14 protein-coding genes are annotated in these 14,970 nt (G+C 52.2%); 7 read left to right on the forward strand and 7 right to left on the reverse strand.

The features are described 5' to 3' along the window. Positions 1-229 precede the first annotated feature (229 nt). From K7H09_RS04395 to K7H09_RS04410, 4 genes are all read left to right on the forward strand, one after another. Positions 230-982 (forward strand): aspartate/glutamate racemase family protein, encoded by a 753-nt coding sequence (locus K7H09_RS04395; RefSeq protein WP_041158876.1) that lies wholly within the window; start codon positions 230-232, stop codon positions 980-982. 154 nt (positions 983-1,136) lie between these two features. Beyond that, the gene (locus tag K7H09_RS04400; protein WP_041158877.1) at positions 1,137-2,495 is read left to right on the forward strand and encodes an NCS1 family transporter; all 1,359 of its coding nucleotides are present in this window, start codon (positions 1,137-1,139) and stop codon (positions 2,493-2,495) included. 29 nt (positions 2,496-2,524) lie between these two features. Continuing rightward, entirely contained in the window at positions 2,525-4,003 is a 1,479-nt protein-coding gene (locus K7H09_RS04405) for an NCS1 family nucleobase:cation symporter-1 (RefSeq protein ID WP_041158878.1), read from the forward strand. Between the two features lie 282 nt (positions 4,004-4,285). Further along, a complete protein-coding gene (locus K7H09_RS04410; protein WP_230803742.1) occupies positions 4,286-5,497 on the forward strand; it encodes a hypothetical protein in 1,212 nt (403 codons plus the stop codon). A 139-nt stretch (positions 5,498-5,636) separates the two neighbouring features. Here K7H09_RS04410 and K7H09_RS04415 read toward each other — a convergent pair whose 3' ends face one another. From K7H09_RS04415 to uraH, 3 genes are read right to left on the reverse strand one after another with little or no spacing between them, the layout of a single operon-like run. After that, on the reverse strand, positions 5,637-6,353 hold the full coding sequence (locus tag K7H09_RS04415) for a GntR family transcriptional regulator (RefSeq protein WP_041158880.1): 717 nt from the start codon (positions 6,351-6,353) through the stop codon (positions 5,637-5,639). Between the two features lie 18 nt (positions 6,354-6,371). Next, the gene (locus K7H09_RS04420; protein WP_041158881.1) at positions 6,372-7,571 is read right to left on the reverse strand and encodes a urate hydroxylase PuuD; all 1,200 of its coding nucleotides are present in this window, start codon (positions 7,569-7,571) and stop codon (positions 6,372-6,374) included. Between the two features lie 15 nt (positions 7,572-7,586). Then, on the reverse strand, positions 7,587-7,940 hold the full coding sequence (gene uraH, locus K7H09_RS04425; protein WP_027958116.1) for a hydroxyisourate hydrolase: 354 nt from the start codon (positions 7,938-7,940) through the stop codon (positions 7,587-7,589). A 163-nt stretch (positions 7,941-8,103) separates the two neighbouring features. Here uraH and uraD point away from each other — a divergent pair, with 163 nt between their 5' ends. Next, entirely contained in the window at positions 8,104-8,640 is a 537-nt protein-coding gene (gene uraD, locus K7H09_RS04430; protein ID WP_027958117.1) for a 2-oxo-4-hydroxy-4-carboxy-5-ureidoimidazoline decarboxylase, read from the forward strand. A gap of 119 nt (positions 8,641-8,759) precedes the next feature. Next, complete coding sequence (locus K7H09_RS04435; RefSeq protein ID WP_009287403.1) at positions 8,760-10,127, forward strand: uracil-xanthine permease family protein; 1,368 nt, start codon at positions 8,760-8,762, stop codon at positions 10,125-10,127. Between the two features lie 79 nt (positions 10,128-10,206). On the opposite strand, the gene K7H09_RS04440 is transcribed toward K7H09_RS04435, so the two are convergent. The 3 genes from K7H09_RS04440 to K7H09_RS04450 form a co-directional block, all read right to left on the reverse strand. After that, positions 10,207-10,563 (reverse strand): phasin family protein, encoded by a 357-nt coding sequence (locus K7H09_RS04440; protein WP_027958119.1) that lies wholly within the window; start codon positions 10,561-10,563, stop codon positions 10,207-10,209. Positions 10,564-10,743: 180 nt separating this feature from the next. Continuing rightward, on the reverse strand, positions 10,744-11,433 hold the full coding sequence (locus K7H09_RS04445; RefSeq protein ID WP_027958120.1) for a glutathione binding-like protein: 690 nt from the start codon (positions 11,431-11,433) through the stop codon (positions 10,744-10,746). 113 nt (positions 11,434-11,546) lie between these two features. Further along, a complete protein-coding gene (locus K7H09_RS04450) occupies positions 11,547-12,239 on the reverse strand; it encodes a glutathione S-transferase family protein (RefSeq protein ID WP_039859469.1) in 693 nt (230 codons plus the stop codon). Between the two features lie 378 nt (positions 12,240-12,617). Here K7H09_RS04450 and K7H09_RS04455 point away from each other — a divergent pair, with 378 nt between their 5' ends. Continuing rightward, positions 12,618-14,309: an L-lactate permease gene (locus K7H09_RS04455; protein ID WP_009287404.1), complete on the forward strand. Its 1,692-nt coding sequence runs from the start codon at positions 12,618-12,620 to the stop codon at positions 14,307-14,309. 105 nt (positions 14,310-14,414) lie between these two features. Here the strand turns inward: K7H09_RS04455 and K7H09_RS04460 are convergent, their stop codons facing one another. Then, a complete protein-coding gene (locus K7H09_RS04460) occupies positions 14,415-14,939 on the reverse strand; it encodes a gamma carbonic anhydrase family protein (RefSeq protein ID WP_041158882.1) in 525 nt (174 codons plus the stop codon). Positions 14,940-14,970 lie beyond the last annotated feature (31 nt).

A 14,970-nucleotide genomic window follows, 5' to 3' on the forward strand; every position in this document is an offset into this window, starting at 1 on the left:
AAATAGCGACATTCATAACCAACCGCAACGCAGTCGACCGCTAATCCCCTGACGCTAATAGCGTTTCTCAGTTTAAAAGGCGTTAAGCCATTGAATCCTGAACAAATGGTCAAGTTTTATCAGTTGCTTTTTTATTGCCGATTGCTCATTAGTCCCTTGCGCCACGTAGAAAACCGCCCTATTTTTGTATACAAGAAATGCCATATTGTTTACACACGGAATAGCTATCGTGCATATACGCATTATTAACCCCAACACAACGTCCTCCATGACCGCTGCTATTCATCAGGCAGCGCAGCAGCAGGCGGGCACTGGCACCACAGTGAGCGCTTCACAGCCGGACGCTGGCCCGGTTTCTATCGAGAGCCATTTCGACGAAGTGATCAGTGCGGTAGGAGTGGCCGAAGAAGTTCTAAAAGGCGAACGCGAAGGCGGCATCGATGCCTATGTGGTGGCCTGTTTTGGTGACCCAGGCCTGCTCGCAGCGCGGGAGCTAACCCGTGCGCCGGTGATTGGTATCGCTGAAGCGGCCTTTCATCTTGCCACGCTGGTGAGCACGCGCTTTTCCATTGTTACCACCCTGGGCCGCACCGGCATTATCGCCGAGCACTTGCTACAGCAGTACGGCTTTAGCCACCACTGCCGCCGCATTCGCGCTGCGGAAATTCCGGTGTTGGATCTTGAGCACCACCCTGAAGTGGCGTTTACCCGCATTGTTGAAGAGTGCTGCCGCGCCCGGGATGAAGACGGCATTGGCGCCATCGTTTTAGGCTGTGGTGGCATGGCTAATTTGACCCAGCAGATCAGCCGCGAAGTGGGCCTGCCAGTCGTAGAAGGTGTTACCGCCGCGCTGAAACTGGCGGAATCACTGGTGAGTTTGGGGCTGCATACCAGTAAATATGGAGACCTTGCCTACCCACGGCCAAAGACCTTTACCGGTAAGTTTTCTGAGCTCTCGGATCTTGCGCTACCGCTTAAATAACAGTTCCAAAAAATAATAGTGACTCAACAACACCTAATAACAATAGCTTAAATAGAGTTTTAAAAAGTACGTCCATTAGCACGCCACGCCGCAAGCGTTTCCCGATACCTAATCGGGGATTAATAAAAACCGACAATCTTGCGAGGACGACAACATGAGCGCTTCAACCTCGGCTCTTGCGTCAGAAGAACGATCCGATGCTGGATCAAAAGCACTCGGGGCAGAAAGCCTGGCCCCACAACACACCCGGATAATGGGGCGCGGCTCCTATTTTCTGGCGTGGTTCGGCGGCTGCGTTTCCATTGGCACCTTTGCCATGGGCTCAAGCGTAGTCGGTACCCTGAACCTGTTACAAGCCACCCTGGCGATTGCCATCGGCTGCTTTGTGATCGGTATTGCCCTGGCCATTAACGGGGCCGCGGGCTACAAGTACGGCATTCCGTTTATGGTGCAGGCGCGCAGCGCGTTCGGCTTTACGGGCACGCGCTTACCGGGCTTGGTACGCGCAGTGCCAGCGGTAGTGTGGTACGGCTTTCAAAGCTGGATTGGCGCCGGGGCACTCAATATGGTGTCGGCTACCCTGTTCGGCTTCGACAACCTTATCTTCTACTTCATTACCTTCCAGTTTCTGCAAATTGGTCTTTCGGTAATGGGTTTCCAGGGCATCAAGTGGTTAGAGAATATCGGCAGCGCCTTTATCCTCGCCTCGCTGGTGTATATGTTCTACGCCACGGTGCAGCGCTATGGCGATGAGCTTTCCGCCAGCCTGCTGACCATGGAAGGCTCCTGGGGCATGCCGTTCTGGGGCGCGACCATGCTCTTCCTGGGCATCTACAGCACCATGATGCTCAACGTCAGCGACTACTCCCGCGAGCACAAAAAGGGCACGGCTCAAAGCCTGCTGACCACTATCTACGCCATGTCGATTCTACCCTGCACGCTGTTTATGGGCTTGATCGGCTATATGGTCTCCCAGGCCACCGGCACCGCCGACCCTATTCAGGTGTTTGCCAACGCCGTCGACAACACCCCGCTGCTGATGACTACCCTTCTATTCATCGCCTTCGCCCAGGTCACCACCAACGTACTCAACAACGTGGTACCGCCGACCTATGTATTGATGGACATCTTCAAGATCAAGTTCTCGGTCGCCACGGTGATCGTTGGCTTGCTGGCCTTCGCCACCTTCCCCTGGAAACTGGTTCAGCCGGGTTCTGCGGCAGGCCTCCAGCTGTTTGTGCAGACTTATTCCGCCTTTTTGGGCCCTATCTTCGCCATTCTGGTGGTCGATTATTATGTGATTCGCCGCCGCACGCTGGATATCAATAAGCTGTATGACACCACCGGCCCCTACCAAGGCGTGAACTTAGCCGCTTTCATCGCCACGGCGGTGGGCATTGTTGCGGCGCTCTCTTTCTCGGCGATCTCGTGGTACGCCAGCCTGATACCCGCAGGTGTTACCTACTACCTGCTTATGAAGTACTGGGCTCCCTGCCAGCGCTTTAGCCAGTAACTCCATTTGCCAACCGAAGAGCTAATAAGATGAAAGAGAGCAACGACGTTAGTGACCTGGATATTAAGCACATTGATCCCACGCTGTATAACGAGGATCTCGCACCGCTGAAACCCCAGGATCGTAACTGGGGTGCGTTTGAGATATTTAACGTTTGGTCTAACGATATCCAGAGCCTGTTTGGCTACACTCTGGCGGCCTCGCTGTTTTTAACCTACGGCCTGAACGGCTGGGCGGTGATGGCGGCGATTATTCTGGCGGGCGTGATCGTGATGTTTTTGGTCAACCTCACCGGTAAGCCCAGCGTTAAATACGGCATCCCTTTCCCAGTGATGGTGCGCGCCAGCATGGGGGTACGTGGCGCTAACCTACCCGCGATGCTGCGTGCCATCGTGGGAATTTTTTGGTACGGCGTGCAGACCTACTTCGCCTCCACCGCCGTCACCCTTCTAATTACGGCGTTTTTTGGCACAGGCAATGGCAGCACCTTCCTGGGGCTTTCCGGCGTGGCCTGGGTGTCGTTTGTGATTGTGTGGCTATTCCAGATCGCGATCTTCTGGCAAGGCATTGAGCGCATTAAGCACTTTCTCAACTGGGCGGGCCCGTTGGTCTACGTGGTGATGTTGGTGCTGATGATCATTGTCTGGTATCAGGCGGGAAGTGAGCTAATCCCCGCCATTGGCACCATTTTCAGCGGTGGCAGTGAAACCAGCGGAAGCTCAATCGCCGCCTTTATGGCGATTGTGGGCACCATGGTGGCGTATTTCGCAGCGGTGGTGATCAACTTCGGCGATTTTACCCGCTTTGTGAAAACCGAGCGCCAGATGAAGCTTGGCAACCTGTTGGGCTTGCCGCTCAACGTGGCGTTTTTCTCGTTTATCGCGCTGATTATTACCGCTGGTACCTTGGTACTGTTTGGCGAGGCGCTGACCAATCCCGCCGATATCGTTGAGCGGGTGGATTCACTACCGCTGACAATTATCGCCGCGCTGACCTTCTTTGCCGCCACAGTGGGCATCAATCTGGTCGCCAACTTCATCCCGCCCGCCTACGACCTCGCCAACCTGTTTCCCAGCAAAATCAGCTTCAAGATGGGTGGCCTAATTACCGCAGTGATTGCGTTCTTTGTTGGCGCGCTATGGCTTTCGGTGATCAGCCAGATTGGCGTTCCCGGCTTTGTGAATGCGCTAGGTGCCATCGTCGCGCCCTTCTACGGCATTATCGTGGTCGACTACTACCTGATTAAGCGTCAGCACTTGAACATGCAGGAGCTTTTCTCGTCAGCGCCCGACAGCGCCTACTACTACGTCAACGGCTGGAACACCCGCGCCCTTATCGCCTTCGGTGTCGCGGCACTGTTCTCGCTATCTACCGTGCTAGTACCCGCGCTATCCAGCTTGGGTGGCTACGGCTGGTTGATCGGTGCTGGATTAGGTGGGCTGTTCTACTATGGGTTGATGCGACAGTTTAAGGCTGCGCCTGCTTATGCTGAACAGAAGGTAAGTTAAGACGGCCTTAACTAGAAGCTCATATAAGCGCCATCGGCACTAAGCTGATGGCGCTTTTTTATGGTCGCAGCCTAACTCAGGCTTTTTGGAACATATGAGGAGACTTACGTGGATCTGGAAGGTAAAGTGTTATACGGTATGGAAATTCAGCGAAATGAGATATTTCCGATCCTCAATACGTATTTTCTGGTATGCTCTATAGAATACATGATCATATTTCTGAGAAGTATCTAGTCAAAAAGTTAAAAATTTAAATTTTGAAAAGAAACAGAGGCCAATAACATGGACATATCTAAAACCGAAACCAAATCGCCTCTATTATTATCTTTACAGCATCTAAAAAAAAAGGATTTAAAATCTTCAACTGAGATTCTTGGAATAACAGATAGTCAAGCACAAGAAATTGATTTTATAAATCGCATGATGGCTCTAGAAGAAGGGCTTAACTTATTATTTTCTGGTCATCACTCCCAGTCAGTCTTACTACTTCGCAAAGCAATACCCCTAATCAATATAACGAATGATGAAGAAGCAAAAATCTTAGTTCCAACTCTTGCAAACTTTGCGGAGGGCATAGCTTTTCTTTTACAAGGGAATGCACATGATGCTGTAAAATTATTAAGAATAAGTAGCGACGAAATCCAAAGATTAAATTTTTTCATACCAGGAATGAAGAAAAGCTTACTTAGCTTTAAAGCGGCCGCAGAATTGGCAGTAGCACGAACCCATATGAATATAGGAGACATACCTGAAGTAGAAGCAACATTCGGAAAAGTAATACAAATACATGAAGAATTGCTTTCAATATTAGATGAAACGAATATTGAAGATTTCCCATTATTTAATGAAGTTTTTGGAACTCGACTTGAGATCTCCCTGGTATTTATGCGCTTTGACCTTGAAGCTCTTGATTTTGACTCTCTTATCAATCGCGTTGATTTCACTAAACACAACTTAGAAAAACTAAGCAATTTTATAGAAAAAACCCCTGAAAGCCCTATAAAAATAGCATTAGAAATAGTTCAGACTTTATATGTTATTTTCGAAATATACAGTCGAATAGGGAAAAACATTATCATAGAACGACTTCCATTGAAAAAAACAGAAATGGAAGAGTTATTAATAGCTGATAAGAAAATATTTGAAGCTCGCCAAAAGGCAAATAACGCGGGTGACAGGGGAAAAATGTTTCTTTACACCATCAATCAGTTAAAAAGACTGAACGATAGTTTCTTTACTATTGGAAAAGTACAAAAAAATGATTTTGGAAGAATGAGTGGTCTAATTGCACTAGGCGCTCTTATTCTGCAGGTAATAATTGTCCACTTGACTATAAGGCCAACTGGCAATGCCGCTATATTATTCTTTTTAGGAGAAATAATAGTGTCTCTTATCGCAGGCTACGGATATGAGGCTTTAAAGTTCAAACCTCTGCTCAAACTTTACTCAGATTCCATTAGAAAGAAATCTAATGGTAAGAAAAATGATGCTTAAAAATTGTATCTATCAGAGTGAGAGAAGTACAGTGGCGACAACGGGGAAAGTCCATTGGTGCCACTGGTAAAGCGGCGCGGTAAGCATTTGAAGCACCCGCAAATATATATTGGATTCAGGATTAAAATGTAAGCAAGGGCTACCCCCCAAATATCTGCTGCAAATCCGGCACGTTCTCCACCTCTTCGACCATAGAGAGCGAGGCTTCAATCGCTTTCAAGTGACGGCTCATAAAGGCTTTGGCGCGTTCGCCGTTGCCTGCTTCCAGGTAGCCGATCAGATCATCGTGGTCATGGGATTCGCAGCCTAGGTGGCCGCGATGGCCGTAGACGGCGAGTATCAGCGATGAGCGGGAGCAAAGGCGTTCGACAAACTCCGCCAGGGTGGCGTTGCCTGAGAGTTGCGCTAGGCGCACGTGAAAATCGGCGGATAGGCGAATAGCCACGCTCTGCTGGCCGCTGCGCAGCGCTTGGCGCTCCTGGCGGGCCATTTCGCGCAATTCTGCCGCTTCTTTTTCGCCCATACGCCGCGCAACATCGGGCATTAATCCGCACTCGATCAACTGGCGGGCATCGAATACGTCTTTGGCTTCATCGGCGGTGGGCCGAGTAACGCTGGCGCCACGGCGTGGTGTCAGGGTGACCAACTGCTCTAGCGCCAGGCGCTGCAGGATTTTACGAATACCGGTGCGGCTAATGCCAAATACGTCCGCCAACGCATCTTCGCGCAGCCGTGCGCCGGGCTTTAAACGCTGCTCAACAATGGCATCGCTCACGGCGCGGTAAATGGCGTCGTGGCGCTCTTCACCCTCTTTCTCTGAAGGCTTTCGTTTTAACGCCGACTGCGCATCACTCATAGCTGGCCTCTCTGATCATTACTCCCAAGCGGCAATGATATCGCGCTCTTCATCGCTCATGTTGGTCATATTGCCTAACGGCATATAGCGGCTGGTCACGACCTGCTGAATTTGTGCCTTTTGCCCGAGGATTTCATCCCAGCTATCGAAAGCAATCCCCGCGGGCGGTGCTGAAAAACCAGCATGCTCAGGGTTGCGAGCATGACACTGAACACAGTGCTGCTCAATCAAACCGATGATTTGCGCCTGATCCGGCCCTTGCGCGCCGTCATTACCACTAGGCGACGATGAACTTGGTGCGGCCACCCAAAACGCTAACAGAATAAGCCCTACCCCAACGGCGGGATACGCTGGCTGAGTTTTGCCTGCATGCATCAACACAAAGAATTGACGGATTAAAGCACCGGCAAAGATAAACAGCACCATCACCACCCAGGCAAGCTCGTGGGAGTAGATAAAGGAGTAGTGATTACTCACCATCAACAACACGACCGGTAGCGTGAAGTAGGTATTATGCACCGAGCGCTGCTTGCCGCGTTTGCCATCCAAAGGATTGGGGGCATCGCCCGCCTTCATGGCTTTTACCATGCGGCGCTGGCCGGGAATGATCCAGAAGAAGACATTGGCTGACATTGCCGTCGCCATCACCGCACCTGTGAGCAGGAAGGAGGCGCGACCGGTGAACATCTGCGTGCTGAGGTAGGCAACGACCACCATCATTACGGCAACAGCGACACTGAGCAGGCCGTCGCGATCCATATTGGGGCTAATGCGTTTACACAGCTCGTTATAAACCACCCAACCGCCCAGCAAAAATGCCAGCGCCAGCACGTTGGCCTGCCAGCCAGTCATGTTGGCTGCCCACTCCCAGGGACTATTGGGGTTTACCAGATAGAAGCCCGGATTGACCATGTAGAGAATCACAAACAGCGCAAAGCCGGAAAGCCAGGTGGTGTAGGCTTTCCAGAATGACCAGTGCAGATCATTGGGTAACTTGGCAGGCGCCGTGGCGTACTTTTGGTTGTGGTAAAAACCACCGCCATGCACCGACCACATTTCGCCAAATACGCCCTTCTGGCGGTCTTCCTCAGCCTTTGGTGTGCGCAGGCTATTATCCAGCATGACAAAGTAGATCGACTCGCCGATCCAGGCGATGGCCGCAATCACATGCAGCCAGCGCAGCAGCAAATTAACAAAATCGATTAGATACGCTTGCATAACGGAAGTCCCTTATCAGCTACCGCGGTAAGTTGAGTAGCCATAAGGCGAGAGGAGTAGCGGCACATGGTAGTGCTGGCTGGCATCCGCAACGCCAAAGCGCAGCGGGATAACATCTAGAAAGCGCGGTTCGGCAGCTTCAACGCCTTGAGCACGCAGGTAGTCACCGGCATGGAACACCAGTTCGTACTCGCCTGGCGTGAGCGCATCACCCTCTAAAATGGGCGCATCGCAACGCCCGTCACTGTTGGTGATCACGGTACTCAGATGCTGGCGCTCACTGCCGGTAAGGCGAAACACCTCAATGGTAATCCCCTGACCGGGCTGACCTTTGGCGGTATCCAGTACGTGGGTGGTTAAACGTCCCATAGCCGCTCCTTGTTGATTATTGATGACGTTGCTTGACCTATTGGTCAAAGAGTACCGTTACTGATATTTATTGTATACAGTAATTCCAACCCTGCACATTTAGATCCACGTTTGCTTTGAATCACGTATGTTGTAAAAACTTAAACCGCTTAGGAGAGTTCCAGTGCCCACACCGCAACCGTTGCTACTTTCACCCGCGCCTAGCAAGTGCAGCCTTGAAATGCTGACTCATCACTATGGGGATGTTTATGAACACTCCCCCTGGGTGGCCGAAGCTGCCTGGCAGCACGGCCTGGCTGAAGCCCACGACGAGCCTGACGCATTAGCCGAGCTGATGGGGCTTATGTTGCAGCAGGCGAGCAACGAACAGCAAATTAAGGTGATTCAGGCGCACCCTGACCTGGCAGGCAAAGCCGCTATGGCAGGTGAATTAACCCAAGACTCAACCAGCGAACAAGCAGGCGCCGGGCTTGACCAGTGCAGCCCTGAGGAGTTTGCGCGCTTTGAATACCTTAATGCGGCGTACAAGGAGAAGTTTGGCTTTCCTTTTGTGATTGCCGTTAAAGGACTGGATCGACATGCCATATTAGCAGCCTTCGAGGAGCGCCTGAACAACGATGCGGCTACCGAGCGCCAAACGGCGATTGAGCAAATTATTCGCATTGCGCGCTTTCGGTTAAGGGCGCGGGCCGAGCAATAAAACGAAGCGTTGAAGACTATTCGTTGACCGGGCTATTGCATTTACTTCTTGTATACACTTTTATTAGCTAATGGATGCAAGAAGAAAACAATGTCACCCACAGCGAATAAAGGCTCTCTATGTCCACACCGCCCGATGCCAAAACGCGGCCTTCGCGTACCATTAATCAAAACCCCGATGCGATGCCGCCGTTATCAAAAGCGATCCCGCTAGGCCTCCAGCACATCATGGCCATGTTCGCTGGCAACGTGACACCGCCGATTATTATTGCTGGTGTGATCGGCGCTAACCCGGCGGAACAGATCTTTTTAATTCAGGTGGCATTGTTTGTTGCGGGGGTATCCACGCTGGTACAAACCATCGGCATCGGCCCGATAGGCGCACGCCTACCGATTGTGCAGGGCACTAGCTTTGGCTTCTTGCCGGTGGCGCTGCCACTGGCGAAAGCGTTTGGCCTGCCCGCCGTTCTGGGCGCTTCCTTTGTAGCAGGGCTGCTGCAAATTGTGCTCGGCGCGTTTTTAAAGAAGATTCGCCACTGGTTCTCTCCAGTAGTCACCGGCATTGTGGTGCTATTGATCGGGATTACATTGATGCCGGTCGGCCTCAATTACGCCGCGGGCGGTGTGGGGGCGGATGACTTTGCATCACCCAGCAACTTGTTGCTGGCGCTCTTTGTACTCAGCGTGACGATTGCCGTTCATCAATATGGGCGGGGCTTTATCAAAGCGTCCTCTATTCTATTTGGCTTATTGGCTGGCTACATAGTAGCCATTGCCCTTGGAATAGTTGATTTTACGTCACTGAGTAACGCTGCCTGGTTTGCACTCCCCAAGCCGCTGGAATACGGCATGACGTTTTCAGGCACCGCAATCATTGGCATGACGCTGATTATGTTCGTGGTTGGGTTAGAAACGATCGGCAATATCTCTGCGATTACGACCACAGGGGCTGGCCGTCCGGCGAAGGATCGCGAGCTTTCCGGCGGCGTGATGGCCGATGGTGTGGCCACTTCATTGGCAGCGGTTTTCAATACTCTACCCAACACCGCTTACGCTCAAAATGTTGGTTTGATTACCCTCACCGGCGTGGTGAGTCGCCATGTGGTTACCATCGGTGGGTTGCTATTAATTGCCATGGGGCTATTTCCCAAGTTGGGAGGGCTAGTGGCCGCCATGCCGCCTGCGGTTCTTGGCGGTGCGGGCGTCGTCATGTTCGGCATGATCGCATCGGCGGGTCTTAAAATTATCAAAGAGTGCGAGCTGGATCAGCGCAACATGCTGATAATTGCTGTCTCGCTAAGCCTGGGTATCGGTCTACCAGCCGTCGAGGCAATTTCAGAAACCATGCCGGGGCAGCTAGGGCTGCTGCTTAAGTCGGGCTTAGTGCCTGCCGCCCTCGCCGCTTTATTACTAGACGCCATTTTACCGGGCAAACCTGACAGGCGTGCCAAACTGGCCAAGGCCGAAGCGGAGTATCAAAACCGTTAATCATGCGGTGATAAGCGGGTGCAAATAAAAAACGCCGCACCCTCGGGGCGCGGCGTTTTAAAGCGGTGGTACAGTTAAATTACTGCTTGGCGGTCTCTACCGCTTTCTTAGTGGTCTCTTCTGCCATTTTTTGGCTGTCTTGAGCGAAGCTTTGGCCGATGGAAGTTACTTTTTCCGTGTCGCCCTTCACTCGTTCCATAAATTCGCCAGCCGTTTTTTGCTGGGTTTCCATGGCTTTTTTGAAGCTGTCGGGGTCTTTGACATCAAGCCAAGTGCGCGCTTGCGCAATCGCCATGTCCGAGTAGGCACGGGCTGCATCTAACTGTGCACTAACCAGCTGATCATAGTAATCGAGCGCTGTCAGCGTGTAAGAACGCATCGGTGAAACAAAAACGGACTCAAACTGCTGCGTGGTTTTCTCAGTCGCTTTGTTCATAATAGTACCTCCAAGAGTGAGCTAGCACATAAACACGCCTTGATTAGGCGGTTCTTAGCCAGGCTTTTGCCTCTGCTGTCCTTAAAGCTAGCAGTGCTTTTTGTGCAGCGCAACATGATTTTTCCTCATGCTGCGCCTGCTCACTCACAAATAGTTAGAACGGCTGACAGCAGCCTGCTACTAGCGGTTACCGAACAAGTGCTTACGCGCCTGCTCATCCATTTCCACGCCGGCTTGGGGATTGACGTCTTCGACCAATGCATAAGCTCGACGTACGGCCGGGCGTGCTTTGATCATGTCAAACCAGCGCTCCAAGTCGGGAAACTCGTCCAGGGTTTGACGCTGTTTTTCCCAGGGAACAATCCAGGGATAGATCGCCATGTCAGCAATCGAGTAGTCATCGCCACCGACATAAGTGTGATGCGCCAGGCGTTGGTCTAGCACGCTATAAAGCCGATTGGTTTCGCGCACGTAGCGCTCAATGGCGTAATCGATCTTTTGCGGCGCATAGTGGCAAAAGTGATGGTTTTGGCCTGCCATGGGCCCTAGCCCGCCCATTTGCCAGTGCAACCACTGCAATACGATATAGCGCTCGCGGCCTGCAGAGGGTAAGAAGAGGCCACTCTTATCGGCCAGGTACTCGAGGATAGCGCCCGACTCAAACATCGATAGCGGCTGGCCGCCATCCTGTGGGGAGTGATCGACAATGGCAGGAATTCGGTTATTGGGGGCGATAGTGAGAAATTCAGGATCAAACTGCTCGCCTCGGCCAATGTTAATCGGCTTCACTCGGTACGCCAGATTGGCTTCTTCGAGCATGATGGAGATTTTATGGCCGTTAGGTGTTGTCCAATAATACAGGTCAATCATTGCCATCTCCTTGATGAAAACCTTGATTCACTCGCAATGAGCCACCAAGCTTTCAAAATTTATCGAGCGGTACTTTAGCGTACCGCCCTGTTAGCCATATCGCGCCGTTGGCGTTATATATCGCGTACGGTCAGAGCATTACTGGCAGCCCCATTGTGCACGTTGAGCATACGCTTGAACCACTCATCCACCGGGTCGCCAGGCTCTACTACCGCCTGTGTCGATACAACGTGAGCCCACATCATGCTGCCAAACAGCAGGTAATCTGAGCCGCTGGGTGCGTCGCCGTCTAAAAAGGCGCTCTCCCGCAGCAGGTCACGTACCGGTGCCAGCGCCTGCTTGAGCTGCTGCTTACCCTGCTCGGGCTGATGGAACTCTTCCAGCGTGCAACCAAACCGCGCTTCGCGTGTTTCGCGGAAATAGCTACGGTCGTCTGGGTGGACGGCTGCAAATAAATCCATGGCGATAATGCGGAATAGCGCAGGGTTTATGCTGCGCTCAACAAAGTATTTGAACAGTAATACCCGCTGATAGCTGACGCCCTCACCCAACACGGGTGCCTCGGGATACGCCTTATCCAGGTAGCGCATAATCTCGAAACTGTCGGTAACGACCTGATCACCATCGCAGAGCACCGGCACTTTGTCGTAGTCGGCAAACGCCAGCGCTTTCTTATCGAGGAATCGCCACGCTACGGAGGTGAATTCCAGCCCTTTGTGGGCGAGGGCCATACGTACGCGCCAGCAGTAAGGTGAGAAGCGGAGCCGTTCGTCCCGGCCGCACAGATCATAAAGAGTCATTGCCACTGCCATAACCTCCGTGTGGTTGATCATAGTGAGTACACAGCATTTCAGCCGATAACAATGAGCGTAAGACAACTACGACGCAACTAGCGAGTTCTGTACTCATCCTTTCGCTGGCAACTGTACTGTCTATTAGTCTAATGACTCAGCGCCTTTAGACTTACCCCCGACTACCAAAAAACCATTTAAAAACATATATATAAGAAAATAAAAGCCGTGCAAAACCAGCTATCAAACAAGCACTTAAGTGGTAAGACCAATTTTCCAATGTAGTCATATGATTAGCCTAATCGTATCTTTCACCTACACCCGACTGGCGGTACGACTGCCAGACGGTTATTGCGGAGCATACCAAATCAATAACAAGGGGCAGTTCCTTCCATGAATGAAACGATACTTGCACTTCTGGCCTTCCTGCCGCTGTTGCTGGCCGGTATTTTGCTCATAGGGTTTAAAATACCTGCCAAGATAGCGATGCCGATTGTTTTCCTGACCGCGGCCATTATTGGCTTAACCGCTTGGGATATGTCCTTTAGCCGCGTGGCGGCGTCGACCATCCAAGGCCTGATTCAAACTGCGGGTCTCCTATGGATCATCTTTGGCGCCATACTGCTGCTTAATACGCTTAAGCACTCCGGCGGTATTACGGCTATCCGTAATGGTTTTTCAGGCATTAGCCCTGACCGCCGTGTACAGGCGTTGATTGTTGCCTGGCTGTTCGGCTGTTTTATCGAAGGGGCCTCAGGCTTCGGTACGCCCGCCGCGGTAGCTGCACCGCTAATGGTCGCTCTTGGCTTCCCGGCGCTTGCTGCTGTGGTCGTGGGTATGATGATTCAATCAACGCCTGTCTCGTTTGGCGCGGTGGGCACGCCTATTGTGGTCGGGGTTGGTAGTGGCCTGGATCGTGCTGGCATTAGCGCCGAACTCGACTCGGTAGGCTCAAGCTGGGATGTCTTCTTCCAACTAGTCACCAGCGAAGTGGCGATTACTCACGGCATCGTGGGCATTTTAATGCCGCTGATTCTCGTTACCGTGATGGTGCGTTTCTTCGGTGCCAACCGTTCCTGGAAAGAGGGACTGTCGATTACCCCCTTCGCCATCTTTACCGGTATCTGCTTCGTAGTGCCTTACATGCTGGTGGGCGTGCTGTTGGGCCCTGAATTCCCGTCAATGATCGGCGCGATGGTGGGCTTGGCGATTGTCGTACCCGCTGCCAAACGCGGCTTTCTGATGCCTAAAGATACCTGGGATTTCCCCGAGTCCTCTTCTTGGCCAGACGAGTGGATCGGCAACCTGCAGATCAAGCTTGACGACGTTGTCGGCAGAGCGCCGATGTCCACCTTTAAAGGCTGGGTACCCTATGTGCTGCTCGCACTGTTTTTGGTGGCCTCTCGCATTATTGAGCCCCTCAAAACAGCACTTACCTCTATTAACCTCAGTTGGAACAATATTCTTGGTGAAGCGGGCATCAGCGGTGGGGTTCAGCCGCTCTACTTGCCCGGCGGTATTATAATTGCCGTGGTCATTGTGACCTATTTCCTGCACCGCATGAATCCGCAAAAGATTAGCGCTGCGGTGTCTGAATCTACCAAAACGATTTTTGGGGCGGGTTTCGTTTTGATCTTTACCGTGCCGATGGTGCGCATCTTGATCAACTCCGGCGTTAATGGCGCGGATCTTGTCTCAATGCCGGTGATGATGGCCCAGGCGGTGGCCAGTAGCGTAGGCGGCATTTACCCCTTCTTTGCCCCAGCGGTAGGGGCGCTGGGCGCCTTTATTGCAGGTTCCAACACGGTATCCAATCTAATGCTGGCGGAGTTCCAGTTTAGTGTTGCTGAAACCCTGGGCCTCTCTACGGCCATGATGGTAGCGCTGCAGGCCGTGGGTGCGGCGGCAGGTAATATGATTGCCATCCATAACGTGGTCGCGGCGTCAGCAACGGTCGGGCTGTTAGGCCGTGAAGGCGCCACGCTGCGTAAGACGATTCTGCCCACCATCTACTACCTCATCTTTGCCGGTACCATCGCACTGATTGCGTTCTACGTTATTGGCGTCACAGATCCGTTGATGTGATGTAGTGTGAGCTAGCGCTCGTATACGCTACGCTAGAAACACAAACCCCCAGGCCTAAACCTGGGGGTTTTGTCGTTTTGGTGAGATCAATCTAGCCAGCTAGCGTCAGTCTATTCGCTTTAGCTCATGGCTGTGGCGTTTACCGCGCTCGACATAGCCCTGGGCATTCTTTTTCATACCCGCAACGGCCTCATCAGAAAGCTCCCGCACCACCCTGGCAGGCGAGCCAACGATTAACGAGTTAGGCGGAAACACCGCGCCCTCCTTAATAAAGGCACCGGCACCTACCAGGCTATTGTCACCAATCACCGCACCGTTGAGTACTACCGCCTGTATACCGATTAAGCAGCCATCGCCCACGGTGCAGCCATGCAGCATGGCCTGATGCCCGACCGTCACCCCTTTGCCTACTTTAAGCGGAAAGCCTGGGTCAGCATGGAGAACCGCACCATCCTGAACATTGCTCTCTTCGCCTATCTCCAGATGGTCACTGTCGCCGCGCAACACGGCCTGATACCAGACGCTTGAATGTGCCTTTAAGGTCACTTGGCCGATAACATCCGCCGTTTCCGCGATGTAGACCTCGTCGTGAATCTCTGGGCGATACTCACCGTATTGATAAATGGCCACATTGATCTCCTGGGTTGTTGTTGGTGTTCCG

The sequence above is a fragment of the Halomonas sp. IOP_14 genome, from assembly GCF_021021315.1.
GTDB lineage: Bacteria > Pseudomonadota > Gammaproteobacteria > Pseudomonadales > Halomonadaceae > Vreelandella > Vreelandella titanicae.

Excerpts from the sequence above, each read along its gene's own strand:
- K7H09_RS04420 (WP_041158881.1), bottom strand. The coding sequence starts at position 7,571 with ATGCAAGCGTATCTAATCGATTTTGTTAATTTGCTGCTGCGCTGGCTG.
- K7H09_RS04410 (WP_230803742.1), top strand. The coding sequence starts at position 4,286 with ATGGACATATCTAAAACCGAAACCAAATCGCCTCTATTATTATCTTTA.
- K7H09_RS04405 (WP_041158878.1), top strand. The coding sequence starts at position 2,525 with ATGAAAGAGAGCAACGACGTTAGTGACCTGGATATTAAGCACATTGAT.
- uraH (WP_027958116.1), bottom strand. The coding sequence starts at position 7,940 with ATGGGACGTTTAACCACCCACGTACTGGATACCGCCAAAGGTCAGCCC.
- K7H09_RS04445 (WP_027958120.1), bottom strand. The coding sequence starts at position 11,433 with ATGATTGACCTGTATTATTGGACAACACCTAACGGCCATAAAATCTCC.
- K7H09_RS04415 (WP_041158880.1), bottom strand. The coding sequence starts at position 6,353 with ATGAGTGATGCGCAGTCGGCGTTAAAACGAAAGCCTTCAGAGAAAGAG.
- K7H09_RS04455 (WP_009287404.1), top strand. The coding sequence starts at position 12,618 with ATGAATGAAACGATACTTGCACTTCTGGCCTTCCTGCCGCTGTTGCTG.
- K7H09_RS04435 (WP_009287403.1), top strand. The coding sequence starts at position 8,760 with ATGTCCACACCGCCCGATGCCAAAACGCGGCCTTCGCGTACCATTAAT.
- K7H09_RS04400 (WP_041158877.1), top strand. The coding sequence starts at position 1,137 with ATGAGCGCTTCAACCTCGGCTCTTGCGTCAGAAGAACGATCCGATGCT.
- K7H09_RS04440 (WP_027958119.1), bottom strand. The coding sequence starts at position 10,563 with ATGAACAAAGCGACTGAGAAAACCACGCAGCAGTTTGAGTCCGTTTTT.